Source organism: Rothia similimucilaginosa, from assembly GCF_029850985.2.
Lineage (GTDB): Bacteria > Actinomycetota > Actinomycetes > Actinomycetales > Micrococcaceae > Rothia.
The window spans coordinates 118,608-142,708 of sequence record NZ_CM138149.1 but is presented as its reverse complement, the minus strand read 5'-3'; the positions used below and the strand labels follow the sequence as shown (position 1 = coordinate 142,708).

Annotated in this window: 19 protein-coding genes; 6 read left to right on the top strand and 13 right to left on the bottom strand. The window is 61.0% G+C overall.

The features are described from left to right. Positions 1 to 32: 32 nt before the first annotated feature. Positions 33 to 992 (bottom strand): dihydropteroate synthase, encoded by a 960-nt coding sequence (gene folP, locus QFX07_RS00620; protein WP_279754505.1) that lies wholly within the window; start codon positions 990 to 992, stop codon positions 33 to 35. Positions 993 to 1,221: 229 nt separating this feature from the next. Here folP and QFX07_RS00615 point away from each other — a divergent pair, with 229 nt between their 5' ends. Then, positions 1,222 to 1,428 carry a hypothetical protein gene (locus QFX07_RS00615; protein ID WP_279754502.1) on the top strand — a complete coding sequence of 69 codons (207 nt, stop codon included), beginning with the start codon at positions 1,222 to 1,224 and terminating at the stop codon, positions 1,426 to 1,428. A gap of 149 nt (positions 1,429 to 1,577) precedes the next feature. On the opposite strand, the gene folE is transcribed toward QFX07_RS00615, so the two are convergent. From folE to ppa, 6 genes are all read right to left on the bottom strand, one after another. Next, on the bottom strand, positions 1,578 to 2,162 hold the full coding sequence (folE, locus tag QFX07_RS00610; RefSeq protein WP_049347520.1) for a GTP cyclohydrolase I FolE: 585 nt from the start codon (positions 2,160 to 2,162) through the stop codon (positions 1,578 to 1,580). Further along, the gene (ftsH, locus tag QFX07_RS00605) at positions 2,149 to 4,353 is read right to left on the bottom strand and encodes an ATP-dependent zinc metalloprotease FtsH (RefSeq protein WP_348539267.1); all 2,205 of its coding nucleotides are present in this window, start codon (positions 4,351 to 4,353) and stop codon (positions 2,149 to 2,151) included. Before ftsH ends, folE begins: the two co-directional genes overlap by 14 nt. A gap of 364 nt (positions 4,354 to 4,717) precedes the next feature. Further along, positions 4,718 to 5,269 carry a hypoxanthine phosphoribosyltransferase gene (gene hpt, locus QFX07_RS00600; RefSeq protein WP_279742227.1) on the bottom strand — a complete coding sequence of 184 codons (552 nt, stop codon included), beginning with the start codon at positions 5,267 to 5,269 and terminating at the stop codon, positions 4,718 to 4,720. A 181-nt stretch (positions 5,270 to 5,450) separates the two neighbouring features. Next, positions 5,451 to 6,584, bottom strand: a complete 1,134-nt coding sequence (gene tilS / locus QFX07_RS00595) for a tRNA lysidine(34) synthetase TilS (protein WP_279754498.1) — start codon at positions 6,582 to 6,584, stop codon at positions 5,451 to 5,453. Positions 6,585 to 6,615: 31 nt separating this feature from the next. Next, a complete protein-coding gene (locus QFX07_RS00590) occupies positions 6,616 to 6,840 on the bottom strand; it encodes a helix-turn-helix transcriptional regulator (protein ID WP_279742229.1) in 225 nt (74 codons plus the stop codon). 271 nt (positions 6,841 to 7,111) lie between these two features. Continuing rightward, positions 7,112 to 7,597, bottom strand: coding sequence for an inorganic diphosphatase (gene ppa, locus QFX07_RS00585; protein ID WP_279742230.1), 486 nt, complete (start codon positions 7,595 to 7,597; stop codon positions 7,112 to 7,114). A gap of 319 nt (positions 7,598 to 7,916) precedes the next feature. On the opposite strand from ppa, the gene dacB reads away from it, so the two are divergent. The 5 genes from dacB to QFX07_RS00560 all read left to right on the top strand — a co-directional run bounded on the left by dacB (position 7,917) and on the right by QFX07_RS00560 (position 16,240). Then, positions 7,917 to 9,455, top strand: coding sequence for a D-alanyl-D-alanine carboxypeptidase/D-alanyl-D-alanine endopeptidase (dacB, locus tag QFX07_RS00580; protein WP_279754495.1), 1,539 nt, complete (start codon positions 7,917 to 7,919; stop codon positions 9,453 to 9,455). Positions 9,456 to 9,668: 213 nt separating this feature from the next. Continuing rightward, positions 9,669 to 12,743, top strand: a complete 3,075-nt coding sequence (locus QFX07_RS00575; RefSeq protein ID WP_279754492.1) for a DEAD/DEAH box helicase — start codon at positions 9,669 to 9,671, stop codon at positions 12,741 to 12,743. 467 nt (positions 12,744 to 13,210) lie between these two features. Further along, positions 13,211 to 14,452: an MFS transporter gene (locus QFX07_RS00570; RefSeq protein WP_279742233.1), complete on the top strand. Its 1,242-nt coding sequence runs from the start codon at positions 13,211 to 13,213 to the stop codon at positions 14,450 to 14,452. A gap of 241 nt (positions 14,453 to 14,693) precedes the next feature. After that, the gene (locus QFX07_RS00565) at positions 14,694 to 15,314 is read left to right on the top strand and encodes a recombinase RecJ (RefSeq protein ID WP_279754490.1); all 621 of its coding nucleotides are present in this window, start codon (positions 14,694 to 14,696) and stop codon (positions 15,312 to 15,314) included. Positions 15,315 to 15,508: 194 nt separating this feature from the next. Next, positions 15,509 to 16,240, top strand: coding sequence for a metal-dependent transcriptional regulator (locus QFX07_RS00560; protein WP_279754488.1), 732 nt, complete (start codon positions 15,509 to 15,511; stop codon positions 16,238 to 16,240). Positions 16,241 to 16,340: 100 nt separating this feature from the next. Here the strand turns inward: QFX07_RS00560 and QFX07_RS00555 are convergent, their stop codons facing one another. The 6 genes from QFX07_RS00555 to QFX07_RS00530 form a co-directional block, all read right to left on the bottom strand. After that, positions 16,341 to 17,240, bottom strand: coding sequence for a metal ABC transporter permease (locus QFX07_RS00555; protein WP_279754486.1), 900 nt, complete (start codon positions 17,238 to 17,240; stop codon positions 16,341 to 16,343). Further along, on the bottom strand, positions 17,241 to 18,068 hold the full coding sequence (locus tag QFX07_RS00550; RefSeq protein WP_279754484.1) for a metal ABC transporter ATP-binding protein: 828 nt from the start codon (positions 18,066 to 18,068) through the stop codon (positions 17,241 to 17,243). 71 nt (positions 18,069 to 18,139) lie between these two features. After that, positions 18,140 to 19,099 carry a metal ABC transporter substrate-binding protein gene (locus tag QFX07_RS00545; RefSeq protein WP_279754482.1) on the bottom strand — a complete coding sequence of 320 codons (960 nt, stop codon included), beginning with the start codon at positions 19,097 to 19,099 and terminating at the stop codon, positions 18,140 to 18,142. A 337-nt stretch (positions 19,100 to 19,436) separates the two neighbouring features. Next, the gene (locus tag QFX07_RS00540) at positions 19,437 to 20,237 is read right to left on the bottom strand and encodes an exodeoxyribonuclease III (RefSeq protein ID WP_279754480.1); all 801 of its coding nucleotides are present in this window, start codon (positions 20,235 to 20,237) and stop codon (positions 19,437 to 19,439) included. Between the two features lie 859 nt (positions 20,238 to 21,096). After that, complete coding sequence (locus QFX07_RS00535) at positions 21,097 to 22,092, bottom strand: bile acid:sodium symporter family protein (RefSeq protein WP_399536661.1); 996 nt, start codon at positions 22,090 to 22,092, stop codon at positions 21,097 to 21,099. A 247-nt stretch (positions 22,093 to 22,339) separates the two neighbouring features. Beyond that, on the bottom strand, positions 22,340 to 23,971 hold the full coding sequence (locus QFX07_RS00530; protein WP_279754476.1) for a M48 family metallopeptidase: 1,632 nt from the start codon (positions 23,969 to 23,971) through the stop codon (positions 22,340 to 22,342). Between the last annotated feature and the right edge of the window lie 130 nt (positions 23,972 to 24,101).

Below are 24,101 nucleotides of genomic sequence, written 5' to 3'. Positions count from 1 at the left end.
GCGGTCGCGGGCGGGGTTTAGCTGGCAGGGCTCTAGCTAACAGAGCGCAGCGCGGAGGCGACCGTCACCGCATCCACGCTGGCGGGCACGTCGTGCACGCGCACCGCCCACACGCCGCGCGCCGCCACCAGGGCGGTCACCGCCGCAGAAGCTACGGCACGATGCTGAGCCGGGCGCGGCTCCGACAGCGACTGCCACAGTTCACGTTCAGCCTCACCCGCATCGGTTGCGGTGAAACCGCTCGCATTCAGGCGCTCAGCCAGCGCCATATCCGCCGCGGTCAGGGCGTTCGCAATAAAACGCTTGCGGGAACCGGCAATGAGCAAGCGGTGGCCCAGGTGGTGCAGCTCATCAATAGCGGCGAGCAGCTCCCAGTCCTGCATGCCACCCTTCGCGAAGCCCAGACCCGGGTCAAGAATCAGGTTCTGCGGCAGCACACCGGCGGCAAGGAAACGCTCACGCAGGCCGGTCAGCTCCTCCACAACCTCGGTGACCACGCCGCGCGGGTACTCCGCCAGGCTGTTCATGGTCTGGGAGGTGCCGCGGGCGTGCATGAGGATGTACGGCACCTGCAGTTCGGCGGCGGTTTTAATCATTTCATCGCTCACGTTCAGGCCGGACACATCGTTGATGATGTGCGCACCCGCGGCGATGGCGGCGCGGGCGGTCTGCGGGTTCATGGTGTCCACGCTGATGGTGGTGCCCATCTGCGCGACTACCTCAATAACGGGCAGGATGCGGCGCTGCTCCTCCTCCACGCTGATGCGGATTGCGCCGGGGCGGGTGGACTCTCCGCCAATGTCGATAATGGAGGCGCCCTCAGCGATCATGCGGGCGGCGTGGGCGATAGCATCGGTGGCGGCGTAGTGCTGTCCGCCGTCACTGAAGGAGTCGGGGGTGACGTTGAGGATGCCCATCACGAGGGTGCGTTCAGCAGCGAGCGCATCGCAGGGCAGAGAGGCTACACGAGTGGTGTGTGTGGATTCAGTCATAAATTTATCGTACCGAATCTGCGGTGTTCCCATGTGTGCCGCTGTGATTGGAATGGCTATTGGGGCGGGGGTCGGGACACCGACGGGGCGATTCTGGTGACACAACATGCAATATTTGCATTACAGATACCTATTTAAGGGTATGCTGGGAGAGCACGCATATCGCACCGGGCGCGTTCCTAGTCGGCAGCGCGCCCCCACACATACATACTCTAGGAAGTGACTCATTGTGAATATGAAGACTGGAGCTTGGATCCTCTCCCTGGTGGCTCTTGCCGCGCTGGTGACTATTGTGCTCGCTGAAAATGCTCCCGCCGTGCGTTGGATTGCTTTCGGCACCGCAACCGGTTGCGGTTTCATTGCCCTGGGCTTGATCGTGACGCTTGTCCTGGGTTGGGATGATCCGAGCGAGGCGAAGGATAGCCTGCAGCGTTAGTGCCGGGCTCTTCTAGCTTCTGAGACATAGTATTCACTGCACCGCCGTTCAGGAGGCGACAGCTCACAACACACTCTCAGAGCACTTTGGCGATGCGAAAAGGGGCAGAGGTCTTCACCTCCGCCCCTTTTAACGTGTCTAGAGTGCGCTTAGCGCTGCGAGAAGATCAGGCTCATCGCCTCCGCGCGGGTTGCGGTGTTCATCAGCGCACCGCGTACCGCGCTGGTCACGGTCTTCGCGCCCGGCTTACGCACACCGCGCATTGACATGCACATGTGCTCAGCCTCAATCACCACAATCGCGCCGCGCGGGTTCAGGTGCTCCTCGAGAGCCTCCACCACCTGCGTGGTCAGACGCTCCTGCACCTGCGGGCGGCGAGCGTACATATCCACCACGCGGGCAAGCTTGCTCAGACCGGTCACCTTACCGTCCGGACCGGGAATGTAACCCACATGCGCCACACCGTGGAAAGGTACCAGGTGGTGCTCACAGGTGGAGTAGAACGGGATGTCCTTCACCAGCACCATCTCAGAGTGGGCAATGTCGAAGGTCGTACCCAGAATTTCGCCAGCGTCCTGGTGCAAGCCCGAGAAGAACTCCGCGTAGGCGCGCGCAACACGTGCCGGGGTCTGCTGCAGACCGTCACGGTCCGGGTCCTCACCAATCGCGAGCAGAATCTCACGGACGGCCGCCTCAATACGCGGCTGGTCGACGGCGTTCTTAGCCTCGCTCATTCTCTTCTCCATTCTGGTTCGGGGTGCCGTTCTCCGGGCGCTGCGCCGGAGGCACGGGGTAGTTCGGGTACTGCTGGGTGGGCATTGCGACGGTCGGGTCGGCATCCGGGTTGGTGACCGGCGGCTGTACGGGTGCCTGCTGTGCAGGTGCAGCCGGTGCTACAGGAACAGTAGGTGCCGTAGCAGGAGCTGCCGGTGCAGCGACAGGTGCTTCCTCAGCCTTTTCAGCTTCCTTCGCCAGCTCGCTCGGTGCCTTCACCGGCGGGATGTCGGTGCGCTCGCGGGTCGGCTTGGAGTACCAGTACTCACGCTCGGGGCGCTTGCGAACATCCTTGAAGATTTCGGCAATCTCGTTCTCGAGCAGGGTTTCCTTCTCGAGCAGGGCGAAGGCCAGGCGGTCTAGAACATCACGGTTTTCCAACAGAATCTGGAATGCCTCATCGTGTGCCTGCTCCAGCAGGGCGCGAATCTCAGTGTCGACCTTTGCCGCGGTTGCATCAGAGTAGTTGCGTGCCGAAGCGCCGCCGCCGCCGAGGAACGGTTCGGTATCTTCGCCGCCGAGCTTCACGGAACCAATCACGGCACTCATACCGTAGTCGGTAACCATCTTGCGGGCGGTGTCGGTCGCCTTCTGAATGTCGTTAGAAGCACCGGTGGACGGGTCGTGGAAGACGATTTCCTCAGCCGCACGGCCACCCATCGCGTACGCCATCTGGTCGAGCAGTTCGTGGCGGGTCGTGGAGTACTTGTCATCCTGCGGCATGACCATGGTGTAACCCAGGGCGCGACCACGCGGAAGAATAGTAATCTTCGTGACCGGCGCGGAGTTACGCAGTGCCGCCGCGACCAGGGCGTGACCGCCCTCGTGGTATGCGGTGACCTTACGTTCGTGCTCGTTCATGATGCGCGAGGAACGCTGCGGACCAGCCATGACGCGGTCAATTGCCTCGTCGATAGCGCGGTCGTCAATCACGTTACCGTTATCACGGGCGGTCAGCAGAGCCGCCTCGTTCATGACGTTCGCCAGGTCAGCGCCGGTGAAGCCGGGGGTACGCTTCGCGACCTGAGCCAGGTCAACAGTGTTAGCGATCGGCTTGCCTGCCGCGTGAACGCGCAGGATGTGTTCGCGGCCCTGCATGTCGGGTGCGTCCACACCAATCTGGCGGTCAAAACGACCAGGACGCAGCAACGCCGGGTCCAGAACATCAGGTCGGTTCGTTGCCGCAATGACGATGACGTTCGAGTTACCGTCAAAGCCGTCCATCTCAACCAGCATCTGGTTCAGGGTCTGCTCACGCTCATCATTACCGCCACCCATGCCGACGCCACGGCGGCGACCAACAGCATCAATCTCGTCGACGAAGACGATGGCGGCGGGGTCGCTCTTCGCTTCCTTGAACAGGTCTCGCACGCGGGACGCGCCCACACCTACGAACATTTCAACGAAGTCAGAGCCAGAAATCGAGTAGAACGGCACGCCAGCCTCGCCCGCCACAGCCTTGGCGAGCAGGGTCTTACCGGTGCCGGGAGGGCCGTACAACAGAACGCCCTTGGGGATCTTTGCACCCAGGCGGGTGAACTTTTCGGGTTCAGCCAGGAACTCGCGGACTTCTTCCAGTTCAGCGAGCGCCTCGTCCACACCGGCGACGTCGCTAAAACGTACCTCCGGCTTATCCTTGGTAAACTTCTTCGCGCGGGACTTGGAGAAACTCATCACGGAGGAGCCGCCTCCGATTCGTCCCATCAGGAACCAGAAGAGCACACCAAAGATCAGAATCGGCAACAGCAGGGACACCAGGGAGCCCAGGAAGCTGTGCTCAACCGGCTGGTCCGTGTAGCTTTCCAGCTCAGCGGATTCCATTGCCTTAGCAACTTCGTTGCCGCGGGGCTGCACATAGTAGAAGCGCACCGACTTACCGTAGTTGTCGTTGCCCTTCTTGTAGTCGTCCTTAAGCTGCAGCTCGACGCGCTGGTCGCCGTCGTAAATCTTTGCGCTCTTGACCTGATGGTCGTTGAGCAGCTGAAGACCGACGTTAGTGTCCACCTGACGCGAGGGCTGAGTGAAGAAGGAGGTCATGAGGAAACCCAGCATGACCACAATAGCTACACCCGGAAAGAACCAGGAACTATGAATCAGCTTCTTCAGGAAGGCCTCCGAGCCTTTCTGTGGAGTATTGGGGTTTTGCGCCAATGCTTTGTCCTTACGTTGCGGCTGTTACCCGTTGGGGTGCGGCCTGCTAGCCGGAACACCCTACGATGCAACCTTAAATGTACCCTACCTCAGCGAGCGGCTAGGTACCGGGCTTCTCTATTTCACCTGCGGGCTAAAGGGTTGTAGCATTCGGCGGGGCTGAAAGTGCATCTTCTTCGTCGGGTATTCGCGGCGGCTGGTATCTTTGGTAGCTAGTATCCGCGGCAACGGTACGTCTGGGTGGCTGCGTCTCCCGCGTCCATCTCCGGATATATCCACAGTCGGGTACAGCAACGCCCCGCTCCCCCACAAACGTGAGGAAGCGGGGCGTCACCACCAACAGCATGGTTGCTGAGGTGAAGGCTTAGGAGTAAACGTGCGGGTGCAGGGTTGCGACACAGTCCAGGTTGCGGTACTTCTCAGCGAAGTCCAGGCCGTAACCAACAACGAACTCGGGCTCAATGTCCCAACCGACGTACTTGACATCAACGTCAGCCTTGACAACCTTAGGCTTGCGCAGCAGGGTGCAAATCTCAACGGAAGCTGCGCCGCGAGAAATCAGGTTCTGCTGCAGCCATGCCAGGGTCAGGCCGGAGTCAATGATGTCTTCAACAATCAGGACGTTGCGGCCTACCAGGTCGGTATCCAGGTCCTTGAGGATACGCACAACACCTGAGGACTTGGTGCCGGAACCATAAGAAGAAACAGCCATCCAGTCCATGGTGTAGTGGCCCTTGAGAGCACGGGAAAGGTCAGCCATAATCATGATGGCGCCCTTGAGAACACCCACCAACAGCACGTCCTTACCGGCGTAGTCCTCGTCGATGCGCGCCGCCAGTTCGGCGACCTTCGCATTAACCTCTTCCTTGCTGAAGAGAACGTTCTTAATATCGTCCTGCACGTCGATAGCCTGCACGATGTATTCCTTCGTATCTTTAGACGCTCTGCGTCTCCGCCGGAGCCCCAGGTACGGGGTTTCATACCTTCCCCCAGCGGACAATGTGGATGATGTTCGCCTTAAGTATGGCTTAAAACGGCGCCGCGGCGCACCTTACCACGCAGACAGTGTGTGCTGAGGAGGCTCCGCGGGTACCTAGTTAGGGTCGAGTTGGCACTAATACGAGCACGTCCAGGCATTTACCAGTTGCTGGATGCACAATTTTGCGGCGACGGTACGCGCTTACGTGACCGGGCATCTGAACGGGTCCAGCTACCGCATATTCGGCGGTGAAAAAGTCCAGCGCCCGCAGTCGCTCGAAGCCCGGGTTCTCTCCCCCGGCGGCTTTACAGGCCGTCGCAAGCACACGCAAACGAAGCGCCGGATGCAGCGCCGCCACCTGCGCACGGTCCAGCAGCACGGCGTCCTCGCCTTCGATGCCGCGCACAGCGGTTCCGGCGGGTAGGATTGCCTGCTTGTAGGCTGCCTGTGCCCGTTCGTCGAGGTATTCGGCATCGGGGCCAGCTACGGAGGCGGTGCGCGCCAGGGAGCGGGCGACGTCCCCCCCGAGATACTTCTCCAGGTAGGGCAGCACGCTGTGGCGGATGCGGGCACGCATGAGGGATTGGTCAGTGTTGGTCGGGTCAATCCAGGGCGTGAGGGTTTCGGCGTCGCAGATGTCGAGCATGTCGGTGCGGCGCAGGTCAAGGAAGGGTCGCAGGTAGGTGACGCCCTCTTCGACGCGTACAGGCGGCATGCCCGCTAGGGAGCGTGTGCCAGAGCCTCGGCTCAGGCCGAGCAGCACGGTTTCTGCCTGGTCGTCAAGGGTGTGGCCGAGCAGTACGGCACGGGCACCGGTCGCCTCGATGGCTCTCGCGAAGGCACTGTAGCGGGCGGTGCGTGCCGCCATTTCGGGGCCCATGTTACCGGCGGGAACCTGCACTTTTTCGGTGATGACGGGGTGAAGCCCCAGGTCGGCAAGGGTCTGCGCAGTCTGCGCGGCGATTGCGGCGGAGTCTTCTTGTAGGCCGTGGTCGACGATGATGGCGCCTACGCGTACGTCGCTGCGGCGGGCAAAGTGCGCGGCAATGGCTGCCAGCGCGAGGGAGTCGGGGCCGCCGCTGCAGGCGACCAGGAGCAAGGGTAGGTCGGCGGCGTCCGCGGTAGAGGCGGTGCGGGAGCGTCCGGTGGCTTTGATGCTTCCGGCGCCAAGGAGCTTTTCGAGGGCGGCGGCGAGGTGGCGGCGGGCAGTGCCGACGGCGGGGTGCAGGCGTCCTGCGCGTCCATTCTGCATGGTGGTTCCTTTATATAGGCGTGCGGGAGGGTTAGGTGAGGGGGTTGGCAATAGTCAGCTCGATGCCGAGCTCTTGGGCGACCTTGAGGACCGCACCAATTGATGGGCCGGGTAGCCCACGTTCAATATCACGGATCGTTTTATCGCTGATCCCAACCATCCACGCCAACTCCATTTGAGTGATTTTTTCGTACTTGCGTACGGCGCGAACCTGGGCACCAAATTCCTGCGCGAACCCCGTTGCGTCGAATGCCATGGGGTTTCCTCCTCACCGCTACAGAACCTCAATTTATACGAACTATTCTTCGTAATATGCCCATAATAGCACCCCAAGAATCTCTCTGAGGCTGTGATTCCGAAGAATAGTTCGGCTGCAAATGCTCTTCCCGGAACCTCCGAACACAATCAAGGAGTACAACAAAAAAGGGGGCGTGCCCACCGCCTCCAGCACGCACGAAACTCGCACGAACCAGACACGGGGAACACGTCCCCTGACAAAAACCGGGTGCACCTAACGGTGCGGCAGTTTAGTGACCCTCAGCTGCGAAACGGTCGATAGCCTCCTGGACCATCTTCTCAGCAGCGGCCAGGTCTTCCCAGCCCTCGCCCTTAACCCACTTGCCGGGCTCCAGGTCCTTGTAACGCTCGAAGAAGTGCTGAATCTCAGCCTTCAGCTGTTCGGGAACATCAGCCAGGGACTTGATGTGGTTGTAACGCTTGTCGGTGGGAACGCACAGAACCTTAGCGTCGCCGCCAGCCTCATCGGTCATGTTGAACACAGCAACCGGGCGAGCCTCAACCAGCACGCCGGGAACAACATCAACGTCCAGGATCAGCATTGCGTCCAGCGGGTCGCCGTCCTCACCGAGGGTGTTCTCGAAGTAACCGTAAGCGGTGGGGTACTGCATGGAGGTGAACAGCACGCGGTCCAGGCGCAGGCGGCCGGTCTCGTGGTCCACTTCGTACTTCACACGGGAGCCGCGGGGAATTTCAATAGTGACATCGAGTTCCATCGGAACCTTCTTTCTCGTGAGTTAGAGTCACTTTCGCGGCGACTTCGGCGCGCAAGGTGCGAAAGTTAGGTGTTGAACTCACCCATTGTAACCCGTTCACGCACACCGAAACCGCGTATTCGGCACCAAAACCAGCGTAATTTACCACGCACACACCACCGTTAACGTTCCACCTAGTCCCACGCCCGCCAGGGCACGCCCGCCACCGTGCCGGGCACCCCAGATAAGGTTCGTGAAGGTCAGCAAGAGCGCAGCATGAGCATCACGGCACCGGCACGTAAACTCGATAGGCACCCCATCCGCCCGCTATGCTCAAAAGATGCCTTCCAACAAGCACAACACCCAGAGCACCACCCTCACCCGCCGCGCCGCACTCACCCTCGGCGGCATGCTCCTCCTCACCGCCTGCGGATCCGCCGCGACCGAACAGAAACGCCCCGAAGGCTCCGCAAGCCCCACCGACAGCGCAACCGGCACCGCCAATGCAACCACTTCCGCCGCTCCGAGCCCAACCCTCGCCCCCGCACTGCCCGAGGCGGAGCAGGAGCAGCTACGCAATGCCCTCACCGCGCTCTTCGCGGACGGCACCTACCCGCAGTACAGCCTGCTCGTCACCGGCATGGACGGCAACCTGCCCAACATCAAAGCAGCCACCGCACCCGCCGACCTGTACGCCGCCAACGCCGACACCGCACGCGTGCCCGCCTCCACATTTAAGGTGCTGACGCTATTCGCGCTCAGCCACTACGCTAACCTACAGGCGCGCCTACGCACCCGCGTCACCCGCGACACCGCCGGACTGTACCTCATGGCGGGTGGCGACACCCTGCTCGGTGCCGGGGCCTCCAACCCGAAGCAGATTGTGGGACGCGCAGGCCTGGGCACCCTCGCTGAGCTGACTGTGAAGGCGCTCCTGCAGGGTGAGAAACCTGCCGCGGCGCTACCCGTCTACTTTGACGGCACCTTCTTTAGCGGCCCCGGCGTGAACCCTGGCTGGGATACTGCCGACCTGGCATCCGGCCAGATCACTCCCATTCACCCGATTGCGCTCGAATCGCACACGGTGCCGGGCAAGTCGACCCCAAGCAACCCGGTACGCCCGGACGATGCGGCAGTTGCAGCGCAGCAGGCGTTCGTGGATGCACTCAACACCGCCGGCAAGGAGTCCGGCCTGAGCTTCACCCTGGCTGAGCGCCGTACCGCCCCCGCGGAAGCAGTTGAAATCGCTGCGGTCGAATCGGCAACCCTGCTGGAGCAGGCGCAACACATGATGCTCGAATCCGATAACGCCCTGGCCGAGGTGCTCGGCCGTTGCGCTGCCATCGCCGCCGGTAAGGAAGGCAGCGGCGAAGCGGCACAGCAGACCGTACGCCAGGCACTCGTGGATGCTGGCGTGAACATCGAAAACCTGGTGCAGGCGGACGTGTGCGGCATGTCGTTGACGGACCGCGTGACCGCCCGAACCCTCGTGCAGGTTGTGGCACTCATGAACGCCAACGAGCACGCCGAGCAGCTCATGAGCACGTTCCCGGTCGCGGGCGTGAGCGGCACCCTGTCCGATCGTTTTGGTGCGGCGAACGCCGTGCACGCACGCACCTTTGTGCGGGCGAAGACTGGCACCCTGTACACAGTGTCTTCGTTGTGCGGTGTGGCGACCCGACCCGACGGAACCCGCCTGATTTTCACGATTATTCTGAATGGTCTGGGCGGTTCGGATACACTACCCGCCGCGAAGGAACGCGTGGACGCCGCGGCGGCAGCGATTGCGAACCGCTCGACCTCGCCGAGTGCTTCTGCTGGTCCCTCTGCGGTAGCACCGGCTGCTTCTACTGCTGCTGCGGCGGGTACCGCCTCCTAACATGTGCACCCGGATAGCCCCCGAAAGCCCTGTAAATCATTCCTTACAGGTTGATTTTCTGTAGTGTTTCACGTGAAACCTAAAAATCAACCTCTCGGGGCGAGGGGGTAGCACGGGGTACCGATAGACTCCTCCACCGGTGCTCTCGCCCACTCCCTGCGACGGGAGTTTTATATTCGCCTTGTTTCTCTCTCCTCCAGCAGAAAAGTCACCATGGACCTTACCTTCACCCTCGCTGATCTGACCGCCACCTCCGCATGCGAGCTGCGGCTCTACACCGAGCTTCGGGAATGCGCGCAGAAGCAGTCAGCCCTCCCCCCTGAGAAGTCCGAGCGTGCCCGCGAAGCGTACCGCGAGTGTCTACGAGTGCTGACCGAAGGTGGCATGGTCAGCAGTGGAGTAGTCGGCAGTGAGCACGCAGGCGGCACAGCACGCCCGGTGCTCCTGGTGGCAACCTCTGAGGAGGGGCTGACCTACACGGTGGAGCTTGACCGCCTGGAATGCCCAACCGCGGACAGCGCCGCGCGAATCATCTGCACCCCGCACCCGAGTGAGGCGGCGCATCGTGCGCTACTGCGCGGTGCCCTGGCGGCGCACCTGCTGACCGCCGGTACCGCCGAGAGCACTACCGAGAGTGCCAAGAACGCGGTGCGCCTCGATCTCTATCTAGAGCACGAAAATGAGTCCAAATCAGAGCCCGCTGAGCCCACCGAGCATACTGCGCACTCCTCGCCCACTGGTCAACCTCACCGGGTTGATTCGGCGCGTATTCTGCCGCTGATTCGCCTGCAGGAGCAGCGCCTCCTCTCGCTCACCGAGGCACTGAACGAGGGTATGGAACCGGCGGAACTTGCCGAGCGCATCCCGTATTTTCTGACCTGCGGCGAATGCCAGGCCTGCCTGAACGCGGCGGCACCTCTTGCCCTCGCGACCGACGCCCCGGAGCTCGTCACCGAAGACACTGCCGAAAACCCTGAACCTGAGGAGCATCCGGCCATGTACCGAGTGCCCGCCGCAGTCGAGAACGACAGCGAGCAGTACCGCCTGCAGTGCCTACTAGATGCCCAGCTCGCCTCCCTCGAAGAGCACGCGGCGGAGCACGGCTGGGGTGCCGGTGAACTTGAGGCGGCGATGCTACTGTCCATGACGAATTATCACCGCCGTGAGCGTGCCCCGTTCTGGCGTGAGCACATTCGCCGTCTGGAGGACGGCCCGACGGCGTGGGTGGCGAGCCGCGATTACGCGTACCTTGATCGGGTGCAGGTGCTTTCGGCGGAGCATGCGCATGCTCTTCTGAATGCCCCCGCAGCCCTGGAGGCGCTTGCCGCCGCCATGAAGGAACCCACCGAGATTGAGGACGCCCCCGGCTGGTATCGTGTGCGCGGGGCACAGGTGCGCCTGCTGCGTGCGCGAATTGAGGCTGACCCAAGCCTGGTGATTGCGCCCTCTGACCGTGCGGTTTTTTGTGCGTATGAGGCGGGGTTGAGCCCGCAGATTGCGCTGGACCGCATGGAGTCGCAGCTGAATTATTTCCGTGCGTCGAATCCGGATGAGCGTATGCCCACCGAGTTGGCGGCGACGGGTTTCTTTGGCATGCGTGTGCTGGCGGTGGCGCAGGGCGGTTTTGGTGCCGGATCTGAGGGTTCTGCGAACTCTGAAGAGACTACCGCAGAGGCTGTCGAAGAGTCGCCCGGCAAGTTCTTGGAGGTGCTTCTGCAGGAGCGCATCCGCGTGAAGGATGAGCCGCACGGCGCCCTGCCTTCGGGTATTGGTCCTGGTGATCCGGTGTCTACGGCCACGATTGAGACGGCTCTGCAGTCTGATGTGCACAGGCTGCTTTTCGACGGTGCCCTCATGCCTAGCGCGCTGATATCTGACCTCCCCGCATCCGGTGAAGATTCTGAGCCTTCCGATGCCCCCGCTTCGTCCCGCGCCCTGCCGAGCGTGCTCGATGCGGCGGCTTCCCTGACGGGGGTACAGAGCGCCTCCGCGGATTTGCTGTTCCGCCGCCCGCCGCGCCTAAAGAAGGGCACCTCGAACGCCAAAAATGCAGAAAATCTACCCTGTGAGGTTGATTTTTCCGCCTCTGACCTGCCCACGGTGGATGCCGTGCACGCGGCGGTTCGCGCTCTCGACCACTCCTACGTGGCGGTTCAGGGCCCTCCCGGTGCGGGCAAGACTTTCCTCGCCTCGCATGTGATTGCGCGCCTGGTGGCGGAGGGCGCGAAGGTGGGCGTGGTGGCTCAGTCGCATGCGGTGATTGAGAATCTTATGTTGGCGTGCTGCGCCCGTGATGGTTTTGATGTTTCACGTGCGGTGCGTCTGCGCGGCAAGTCGGTAACCCCGGATGCCCCGTGGTCTGAGGTGTCTGATTCTGAGCTGGTGGAGCTGATTTCTGGTGCGGGTGGCCTGCTGTTTGGCGGCACGGTGTGGGATTACGTGAGTGAGCGTCGCGTGCCTGCCGGGTCGTTGGATGTGCTGGTGGTTGATGAGGCTGGCCAGTTCTCTCTGACGAATACGGTGGCGGCGGCCCGTGCAGCGCGTTCGGTGCTACTGTTGGGCGATCCGCAGCAGTTGCCACAGGTGTCGACAGGTGTGCATCCATACCCGGTGGATGTTTCGGCGTTGGGTTGGTTGTCTGATGGGGCGGCGGCGCTGGATCCTCGTTGTGGCTATTTCTTGGGTGAGTCGTGGCGCATGGATTCGGCGCTGTGCGAGCGGGTGTCGTGGCTGTCCTATGATGGCGCGTTGGCGAGCGCTGCGGCGACGGTTGGTCGTGCCCTGCAGGGCGTTGAGCCGGGTGTGGTGTCGTATCCGGTGGAGCATGCGGGCTGTTCGGTGCGTTCTGTGCAGGAGGCGCAGGCGGTGGTGGATTGCGTGCGCGAGTTGTTGGGCCGTGAGTGGGTTCCGGCGGCTGGTGCTGCGCCGCGCCCGTTGGCGGCGGAGGATTGCATTGTGGTGGCGGCGTATAACGCACAGGTTGATTGTGTGCGTGAGGCGCTGATTGCGGCTGATTTGGCTGATTCTTCGGGTGCTGGCGTGCGTGTGGGTACGGTGGATAAGTTCCAGGGTCAGGAGGCTGCGGTGGTGTTGGTGTCATTGGCGTCGTCGCGGGTTGATTCTGGGCGCGGTGCCGGGTTTGTGCTCTCGCCGAATCGTTTGAATGTGGCGGTGTCGCGCGGTCAGTGGCAGGCGGTGTTGGTGCATTCGCCGTGGGTGGCGCGTTCGGTGCCACAGGATGTTGAGGAGGTGCTGGCTCTGTCGGGCTTCGCGGGCCTGGTGGAGTAGTGCTCTTCTGCACTCCCCCGCCCCTGCCCGCTGCGTTGCGGGGCTGACCGGTGGCGGGCGTCTTTGGCGTGCCCGGAATCGGGTTCAGCCGGGTTCATTCAGGGTTCGGTTGGGTGGAAGCACCAAGAATGAATTATAGTCACTATAACCCTAATGTCAATACTCAAAATAAGGAAAGTTTTTCGACGTGCCTTCATGCATATGACCCATATCTCTCATAGAATCTAAAGTATCGCGCGACACACTTCTTGTGCGGGGGGGTGGCTCCCGATGAGCCGCCCCGTGCATCCTCAACCACCCCGTGATGACCGGCGAGCACAGGCGAAAACAGACGAATACAGGCAGGCACAGCCGACTCTGTTGGGGTATTCACTCATACAATTGCGCGCTACGAATTGCGCACGATGAACTACGCACGACGGATTGCACACCGCGCGACACCATAAACCCCATCGTGGAGGTCCCCCATGAGTGTCAACACCGAGCTACTCAAGAATAGAGATTTTCGAAATACTCTCTTCGCCATTGGAGCCAACCAGCTCTCAGACTCGATGAGCTATATCACCACGCCCATCATTATTTTGGCGCTAACCGGCTCCCCCGAAGCTGCGAGTATCACCCTCTTCGTCGCGGGTGTTCTCGCCACCTGCGCCGGAGCAGTATCTGGAACGTGGGTCGATAGAATCGGCCCCTCAAAGTGCCTGGCACTGTCCTGTATCGGCCAGTCGCTGTCCTGGATAGCGATTCTTCTCTACCTCGTTTTCAACGTCACCAACATTTACATTTTGGTGATTACGATCTCTCTCGCCGCCATCATTTCCACCTTCGACTACCCGAGTGAACAGTCCATCATCACCCGCGTAGTCCCCAAGGAACACCTAGGGTACGCATCCGGTATGGGTGAGACGCGCGAGTCCACCGCCAACCTGCTGGGCGGCCCGGTCGCCGGCATCATTATCGGCTTCTCGACCGTGCTCATGACCGCAGTTCACGCGGTCGTCAACCTGCTGGCGTTCATCGTCGCACCCAAGAGCTACGGCGCTAGTCGGCAGCCCGCGGAAGAGGAGGAGAGCGAGAAAACCAGCTTCTGGCAGGACTCAAAAGCCGGTTTCGAGTACATCCTGAAAAACAAGGTGCTGGTGTCCATTGCGTTCGTTTCAACGCTTGCAAACTTTGGAACGGTCGGCATTCCGCTCACCTTCATCTACTACTACACCCTGGAGGGCGCACACCCGCTCTTCATCGGCATCTTTGCGAGCGCCTTCGGTGTGGGCGTGTTGCTCGGTTCGTTCCTGGTCGGCCCGCTGACCGAGAAGTTTGCGCTCGGCCCGCTCGGTATCACCTCCCTGGCTATCATGTCGGCCTGCTACCTGTTGCTGCCGGTGGTTCATTCGATGCTGTGGGCGGTGTGCCTGCTGATTGTGTTGGCGGGTATTGTGCTTCCCTCCTTCAATTCGAGCATCATTGCGTACATTAACGCATCCACCCCGGAGCATATGATCGGTCGCGTGCACTCGGTGCAGGGCATCCCGAACATGGCGCTGACCCCGCTGGCTGTTCTGCTGGCAGGCTTCCTCATTGTTGATTGGGGCATTACGTACACGGCGCTGTTCTACGCGGTGTTCATTTTCCTGTCGCTGGTGGTGATGGTATTCCAGAAGCCGCTACGTCAGCTGCCCCATATCTCGCAGGTAACGAACGCACAGTAGTTCCACGATAGCCCCGTCTATCAACTCCACTCAACACCCCCGAAAGCGAATAATTCAACGTGCACTTGCATGAAAATTATTTTCCTTTCGGGGGTGTTCTACGTCCTTTTGAGGATTTCTGCACACAGTGCACGCTCACAATAATTCCCCTTATCAATGCGCATTTTTGGGGTTTTAAATGTTGCCGGTATTACGGCGAACCTTACGCCGCTTGTTGAAGGTTTTACGGCATAATAGGAAGGTGTTCGTTCTAACCTTCATTCAACGTTCCGCACAGCACTCACTCACTGCACTGTCGGACGAACTCGCAAAGCTCAACCCGCGTGTTGCCTTCGCCCAGACATACCCTGACGAAATTCAGGGCGCTTTCGACCGCGCCAGCGACGCACTACACGCGGCGCTCATTGCCGCGCGCGATAACGGCTTCTGGGTCGGCATCGGAATCGGCGAGCTCAACATCCCCCGATTCGCAGGCGCACTCGGCGCCGTCAGCACCACCGATTGCACCGGCGATGCCCTCGAATTCTCACGCCTCGCCGTCGAAGAAGCACAGGGAGGTGCACCCGTACGCTGCATCAGCATCAGCGCCGATAACCGCCACCTTGCCGACCTTGCCGCAGGCTCCGCACGTCTGCTCTACCGCGTATGCGCCGGCCGCACCGAAGCCGAATGGCGCGTGGTAAACCTGCTCGTACCCGGTGTGCGCGGCCAGCAGAAAGCAGCCGCAACCGCACTCGGCATCACTACCCAGGCGGTCAGCCGCGCCCTCGTCCGCTCCCTCTGGCATGAGGAGCAGGCGGCACGCGGTGCGCTCATCGAACTACTGACCCGTATTGACCGTTCGCGCCGCCGCGCCCCCTAACGCCGCCGCGCATCCCTCATTCTTTTCGCGCCTGCCAGCCTTTCGTACCTGTCAGCGCAGACTCGAACACCTGATCCCGCCCGTGATGGTCGCCCCCTGCCAGGGATGAACCGCCGGGCGGGATGCTCTTTAAGCCCGCACTGAATACCCTGCAACTCGACGGACAAAACCAGCGAAAAGGTAAACTTATCTTTATGCCTCTCTCAGAACTTTCCGTCAGCACCCAGAACTACCTCAAGGAAATCTGGGGCCTCGAAGAATGGACCAAAACCCCTGCCACCGCATCCGCCCTGGCAGAGCGCATGGGCCTGCGCATTTCTTCGGTATCTGACGGCCTTAAGCGCCTGGCCGCCGCCGATCTGATTGAGCATCAGCCCTACGGCGCTATTGAGCTCACTGAAACCGGCCGCTCCTACGCGCTGGCGATGATTCGCCGCCACCGCCTCATTGAGACGTTCCTCGTGGAGAGCCTCGGCTACACATGGGACCGTGTGCACGACGAGGCGGAGGTTCTGGAGCACGCGGTATCCGACTTCATGGTGGACCGCATCGATACCCTGCTGGGGCACCCGACCCGCGACCCGCATGGCGACCCGATTCCGGACGCGTCGGGGCATATTAGTTTTCCGCAGACCGTGCCGCTGAGCCAGTGCAAACCCGGCGAAACAGTCGTACTCGAACGCATTAACGATGACGACCCGCACCTGCTGCGTTACCTGCAGGGCCACGGTTTTGTGCCCGGCGTGCGCCTGCACATTGAGGAGGGTGCGCCCTTCTCGGAGGCGGTGAATGTGAGCGTGGTCGGTGCCGGTTCCGGTAACCTGCACGAGACGGATGCGGTCGGTGCGGTAAAGCCCGGCGGCACGATTATTCCGTTGGGTGCGGAGGCGACCGCCTCCCTGTTCGTGTCCCGCACGGTCCGGTAGAAGCGCGACTAAACCTTCAGAAGATGGCAATAGGCGGAAAACCCCACAGTGGGACTTTCCGCCTATTGCTGTATGTGGTGAGTGTATTTAGTGAGCTTTCTTAGGAAGCTGACGGCTCGGTTACCGAGGTTTCAGCTTCCTCCGCAGTCACGCTCAGTCGACGGGCGCGCATCCGACCCAGCACACCGTAACGCGGGGCAAACACATACGCCAGGGCGAACAGCAGACCCTGCGTGACGACCACGGCACCACCGGGGGATATATCCGCATGGTAGCTGACGTACAGGCCAGTCAGCGTACCCGCCAGGGACACACCTACGCTCACCAACAGCATAGGCACGAACCGGTCCGTAATGAGGCGCGCGGTAGAGCCGGGGATGACGAGCATCGCCACGACCAACACCACACCCACAATCTGCAGCGCCACCACAGAGGTCAGTGCCAGCATAATCAGCAGCAGCGCACCGAGCAGACGCGGACGCAACCCAACCGCCTGCGCGAAGCCCGGGTCGAAGGCGTACAGCACGAAGTCGCGGCGCTTGACCAGCAGCACGGTGGCAACCACCACCGCGAGGACGGCTACCTGCCAGACATCCGACCAGGACACACCCAGCACGTTACCGAAGAGAATATGGTTCAGGTCGGTATTCGACGGCGTGACCGAAATCAGCACCAGACCGAACGCGAAGAGGGTCGTGAACACGATGCCGATTGCGGCGTCTTCGCGCACGCGGCCGCTACGCCGCACCCCGCCGATGAGCGCCACCGCCACGAGCGCGGCAATGACCGCACCCACCGCGAAGGGTGCGCCGAAAATGTAGGCGAGCACCACGCCGGGCAGCACCGCATGCGAGATGGCGTCGCCCATGAGAGACCAGCCGAGCAGCACAAGCCAGCAGGAGAGCAGGGCGCAGACGGCAGCGGCAATGATGGTAACCACGAATGCGCGGAGCATGAAGGGCAGGGTCAGCGGCTCTACCAGAAAGTTGAGGATGTCCATTTAGTTCTTCCCTTCCGCAGAGCTGTTTGTAGTATTGCCGGAGGTAGTAGCTGTGGAGACAGCGACCGGTGTGCCGGTGTCTACTTCCATGCCGAAGGCACGCACCAGGTTCTCGGGGGCGAGCACCTTCTCGGGGGTGTCGTGCATCAAAATCTCACCGCGCAGCAGCAGCGCCTCGTCGGCGAACTGGCGCAGGGTCGCCAGGTCGTGCGTCGAGACCAGCACGGTCGCGCCCTCATCACGCAGCTGTTTGATGACCTGAATGAGCATCGCCTCGCTGCGCTTATCCACACCGGCGAAAGGCTCATCCAGCAGTAGCAACTGGGCGCCCTGGGCGATAGCGCGTGCCACGAAGGCGCGCTTACGTTGACCGCCCGAGAGCGCCCCAATCTGACGGTCGGCAAGGTCGGTCAGTTCCACGCGGGCGAGTGCCTCATCCACAGCGGCACGGTCTGCGGCACGCAGGTGGCGGGTGATGCCGAGGTTACGGTAGCGCCCCATATTGACCACCTCACGTACGGAGATGGGGAAGGTCCAGTCGATTTCTTCGCTCTGCGGCACGTAGCTGACGAGTCCGGCGCGGTGGCGGTGTGCGTTCTTACTGCGGCTGCCGGTGCGGTTGCCGCCGACAGGCTGCCCGTCGAGGGTGATGCTGCCGGCGTGCATGGGCACGACCCCCATGATGGCTTTGAAGAGGGTTGATTTGCCGGAGCCGTTCATACCGATCAGGCCGCAGATACGTCCGGTGCCCAGGGTGAAGGAGGCGCCGGTGAGGGCACGGACGGGCCCGTAGTTCACGTGTACGTTATCGCAAGTGAGAAGTGACATTCGGTGGTTCTTTCGAGGTTTCTTCTTTCGAAGTTTCTTGGGGGTGCGGTGAAGCTGATGAGCCCGGCCGGTTACTTTTTCTGCTCGCCTTTCAGGCCCGCCACGATGGTGCGGGCGTCGTAGCGGATCATGTCAAGGTAGGTGGGTACGGGGCCGTTCGCTTCGGAGAGGGAGTCCACGTAGAGCACGCCGCCGAATCGTGCGCCGGTGGCGTCTGCTACCTGGCGCATCGGGTTGTCAGAGACGGTAGATTCGCAGAACACGGCGGGCACCTGGTTCTGGCGCACGTAGTCGATGACGGAGGAAATCTGCGAGGGGGTTGCCTGCTGTTCGGAGTTGACCGCCCAGATGTACTTTTCTTTCAGGCCTGCGTCGGCTGCCAGGTAGGAGAAGGCGCCTTCGCAGGTGACGAGTGCGCGCTGGTTTTCGGGCAGGGTGGAGATTTCCTTGACGAGCTCGTCACGCACGCCCTGCAGCTGCTTCTTGTAGGCTTCACCGCGGTTTTTGTAGTCGGCGGCGTGGGTGGGGTCGAGGGTGCTAAATTCGCGAATCATCACGTCCACGTACTTTTGCACGTTGCTGGGGCTCATCCAGGCGTGGGGGTTGGGCTTGCCCGCGTAGGCATCCTCGGTAATGGAGATGGGCGTGACTCCCTCGGAGACGGTCACGTGCTTAGCGTTGGAGTCCTTGACAAACTTGGTGAACCAGGATTCGAGGTTGAGGCCGTTGTCCAGTACCAGGTCGGCGGCGTGCGCTTTCTTCAGGTCGGAGGGGGTGGGCTCGTACTCGTGAATCTCTGCGCCGGGTTTAGTGAGGGATTCAACGTTCAGGTCGTCACCGGCGACGTTGCGGGCGATGTCGGCGAGCACGGTGAAGGTGGTGAGCACGGTCTTCTTGCCGTTGCTGCTCTTAGCGCCGTCGGCGGTGCTGGCGCAGCCGGTGAGTACGAGTAGCAGGGTGAGTGCGAGGGCGGCGCAGAGCGCCTGGATGAGGCGGCGGGCGGTGCTACCGGCCAGGGTGAGAGTGTTCATGAGGCATCCTTCATTGGAAGTCACGCGTTTGAGCATGTGGCTGATATGTGGAATTTGTCGCGCCGGGACGATAGGGACACGGTGGTGTCTGCGCAGGCATCATAATGCGCTTTTGCCTGTCGTCCCGGGCGGAATTTAACAATAGTTCGGCTAGCCGAACTTTTCAACTAAGCCACACAGAAAACCTTGAAATATTGGCAGAAACCCAGGGGCAGGCATAGGACCAGCCACCCAGAGACAGGCACACAGAAGCACCAGCAGATACAGCAAGGAGGCGAGGGACCCCTCCCCCGCCTCCTTACTGCACGCGGTTTTTACGGCACGCTATGCACTCGGTTTAGTCGGCAATCTCAACCACAACCGGCGTATGGTCGCTTGCGCCTTCACCGGCGCGCTCCACCTTATCGATCCAGGCACGTTCCACGCGCGCGGCGAGCGCGGGCGAGAACAGCTGGAAGTCAATGCGCATGCCCTCATCCTTGGTGAAGCGGCCCGCTTGGTAGTCCCAGTAGGTGTACTCGCCCGGAGTGTGCGGGCGTACCACGTCCACCATGCCTTCTTCGAGCAGGGCGGCAAAGGCGCGGCGTTCGGGTGCGGAAACGTGGGTCATCTCGTTGCGCAGAAAGTAGTCAATATCCCACACATCGGCATCTTCGGGGGCGACATTCCAATCACCGACCAGTGCGAGCTGCGACTGCGGGTTGGCGACCAGTTCGTTGTGCACGTTCTGGCGGAGCGTCTCCATCCAGCGGAGCTTGTAGTCCATGTGCGGGTCGGTCAGGCCGCGGCCGTTGGGTACGTAGAGACTCCAGACGCGCACGCCGCCGCAGATTGCACCGATTGCGCGCGCCTCCAGCACCTCGGGTTCACCGGGCTTGCCGAAGTGTGGCTGGTTGTCGAAGCCGCGCTGCACGTCTTCGAGTCCGATTCGGGAGGCGATTGCCACGCCATTCCACTGATTCAGGCCGAAGTGTGCAACCTCGTAGCCCATGAATTCGAAGAGGTCGAAGGGGAAGGTTTCGTCCTTGGTTTTTGTTTCTTGCAGGGCGAGCACGTCAACATCGTGTTCGTCGAGCCAGTCTTCGACGCGGTTTTCGCGGGCGCGGATTGAGTTGATGTTCCAGGTGGCAATCTTCATGTCTTCTAGCTTAGCGGGTGCAGCGCAGACGCCTTTCAGTGTACGCAGGCGATTGTGTAGCGGCATGGGTACTCACAACCTGCCAGAACAGCGCCCCGCCCGCCTGCACAACCCATTGGGTCGCGCCGGCGGGCGGTGAATATATGCTCTAGTCAGCACTAAAAAGCTGGTCGGTATTACTCCTAGTCAACGACGGGAGTGTCCACAACCTTCAGGCCCCTATCGCCGTACGCATTGAGCATGTACAGGGAATCGGAGAAGTACAAGGGGTTGGCGGGGGTTCACCACGTCGGCTACGCCGTCACCGTCACGGTCAATTTCGGGGTAGGCACGGAGCGTGCGAGATGCCCAGCGGTTTTCGGGCTTGGTATGTTCAGTCTTCTTGACTTAGGCACGTAACGGGCGGGGAGTGAATCTCAACCGTTCCCATGTGAGTCTAAATTCTTGCAAGCAAGATGCACATCTATATAACCCTCGACAAAATGTTTTAGGGCAAAAATTAGGGAGCTTGTGTCACTCAACACCCTATAGTGTTGATTGTCTCCCCCGGTTACTTTTATGCAATGGAGTGAAAATAATCCATAGAAAACCAACCGACCAGTGCAAATACCATATTTTGCACATAAATGCACTAATTGGTGAATTTTTATCGGTGCGCGCCATATCACTTCATAAACCGGTTGATACTATCCGAAGCACCTCCATTAAAACCCCTCATCCAAGGCTTATCTCACAGGATCAGAGGCCCCGAATAGCACCCGTCGGGCACCTACCAGAAGAACGCCCAATGAGCACTCCCCCGGCAGCCACTTCTAACAGACACCCGGCAAGCGCCCAGCAGATTAGCTTCAATCCCCTACTAAGATTCCTTCGCGGAGGCGACACCCACCACATCCAGCCGCGCATAGCGGCCTGCAAGCCAGGTACAAATCATCAGTTGAACCTGATGGAAAATCATGATTGGCAGCATCATCAGACCCAGCGAGCCCGCACCAAAAATAATGATTGCCATCGGCAGGCCAGCCGCCAGCGACTTCTTCGAACCACAGAACTGAATTGTAATGCGGTCGGCACGGTTGAAGCCCAGACGCTTAGCCAGCTGGTCAGTCAGCCACAGCATGAACACCACAATAATCGCCATGAGGACGACCAGCAACGCGATCTGCCACCACTCCACGCGCGTCCACACACCCTGCACCACCGAAGCGGAGAACGCCGAATAGACGATCATCATGACCGAGAACTTATCCAGCCACTTGGTGGTCGGCTTCTTGGCGAACTCGCCCACCCAGCGGCGCGTCAGCTGGCCGAGCACGAACGGCAAGAATAGCTGAATAGCAATATCCAGGAAGACCGTTCCGGAGAACTCAATATGGCCCGTGTTCATCAGCAGCATGGCGAGCAGCGGGGTCGCCACCACACCCACAATCGAGGAGAGCGAGGCGCTCACAATCGCCGCCGCCACATTACCGCCCGCAATCGAAGTGAACGCGATTGACGCCTGCACAGTCGAGGGCACAAAGGTCAAGAACAGTATGCCCATGTACAGCCCATCACCAAGTACAAAACGCAGCGGTGAAAGCGCCAAACCAATCAGGGGGAACAGCACGAACGTGCAGCTCAAAATCATCAGGTGCAGACGCCAGTGGGTTAGGCCGCGAATGGCCTCCGTGGTGGAGAGGCGAGCGCCATACAGGTAGAACAGCAGGGCAACCGCGAACTTTGTTCCGGTGCTGAACCATTCTGCGAAGTCGCCGCGTGCCGGTACGATAATTGCGAGAATAACCGCGCTAATGAGCATGGTCAGTAGCGGGTCAAGCTTGATAGAGCGAAGGGATGAAAGCATACTGACCATTCTAGACCTGTGTCTATGTGCAGGTTCGGGAGTGCCGGGTGTATCTCAGCTGTAGGCGGGGTAGTTGAAGGTTACGGGCGTCTCATGCCAGGTAACCCGAATGGCTGTAGCAACCGGCTACGAGCCTGTGAGGAGGCGGTTAACGGCAGAACCCGTCGGGGAGCCTCAGGCACCCCGACGGGTTCGTGAAGGTTATTGAGCTGTGCGGCTCAGGCAGGCGCTTAGAGCGCACCCGGGCGGCTACTGGCTACTTCTTATCGCCGTCAAAGCCGTAACCGTACGGGCCGCCCTCAGAGGGGCCGCTACCGTACTGGCCGTAACCGTACTGTTCGGGAGCAGTCTGACCATTAGAAGATTGGCCGTTAGGCTGGCCATTAGAAGGCTGCTCAGGGGCGGGCTGGCCTGCGCCGTTCTGGGTTGCACCATTCTGGCCTGCGGCAGGCTGACCGAAGCCGGGCTGCTGACCGTACGCCGGCTGACCCGGTGCGGGCACCTGCGGGCCACCCGGAGCACCCGGTGCCGGAGCGCCACCGGCGGCAGCGTACGCATCCCAACGCTGGCCGTGGAAGGCACGAGCCTGCTCAGTGAGCCAGCCAGCGAACAGCGTAGCATTCGCATCGAACTCGGGGGCGTTCTCAGGCTTAGAGTACACATCCACGGTTTCCAGGGTGTGGTCTGCCCAAATGTCCTGGTGTTCACGCATGAACTCGGTGGACTGAATCGGATCGGGCCACATATGCACCGGCTCCGCCGCCGGGATCAGGACAGGAACGCGCGGTACGGTGTCCTTGACCGGGTTCTCAGTCGGGCGCCAGAACAGGCGGCCGGGCTGGGTGCGGTCACGCAGCGCATGCGCACGCCAGGTGAGGATGGGGTGGCTTGCTATGAGGTTCACATACCAGACGGCAAGGCCGCGGTCGGTGACGGCACGGTCGGCAAGCTCATCGAAGTTAACCTGCTTGTTCAGGTACTTACCTGCCGCAAGCACCTTGACAGCGCCCTCAGCACCCTCGGGGCAGAAACGGTAGCCGAAGTTGTCGGCGGTGTATTCCTGCGAGCGGGACAGTGCACTCGACAGCACCGGAATCTGGCTGAACAGCATAGTGAAAATCAGACGGAAATAACCGACGTGACCTGCGGCGATGTGGCCAACCTCGTGGCCAATAATGAAGCGTAGCGCCTGCGGGTCACGGGACTTACCGCCAATCTCGAACAGGTCAGAGTACAGGCAAATGTAGCGGCGGAAGCCGTGACCTGCCGCAAAAGCGTTCATGGTGCCGTTACCGAGAACAACGTACGCGTCCGGTACACGACGCAGACCTGCCGCCTCAGCTGCTTCGGCGAGCATCTGGTACGCCTCAGGGAACTGGGTGGGGGTGATGCGCACACCGCGCACACGCTGCTGCGCGTAGTAGATTGCACGAACAATGAAGATGGCAATCGGGCCCAGGAGGAGCAGGCTAACCGTCTGGAAAATTAGGTCTTCCATGCTTGCCGTGGTGCTACCGGAAGAAGGTACACGAACCGAGCCTTCACCGGTTGAGCTGAAGATGTAATGCATCATCGAGCTGAACAGGTCAGCCAGCGCCATGAACAGCACAATGTAGCCGACCGCGGTGACCGCGTAGGCGGCGACCAGCCACGGAATTTCGGAGGGGTGACGCAACGCGTGCAGCACTTTCGGCGGCAGCATCGACTGGTAGGCGAAGAGCTTCGGCTGGGGCAGGGGGCTGACCGGCTTCTGGCGCTCGTCTTCGGGGAGCCAGCCGGCGGAGAGGTCCTGCGGGAGGGGCTCACCGGGAGCGTGGAATGCCTGCTGGCCCGGCTGGGCGTTAAACTGCCCGCCAGTCTGCTGGTGGTTTTCAGGGGGTTGAGTCATGTCTCGTCTGCTTCGTATCGAGTGTTATCTGATTCCACTCTATCGTTTTTGGGTACTTACCAGTGAATGTGAATACGCTTTTTCTCATAGAATCCCCATTCGCGACGCTACGGTACATCACATCATCGGA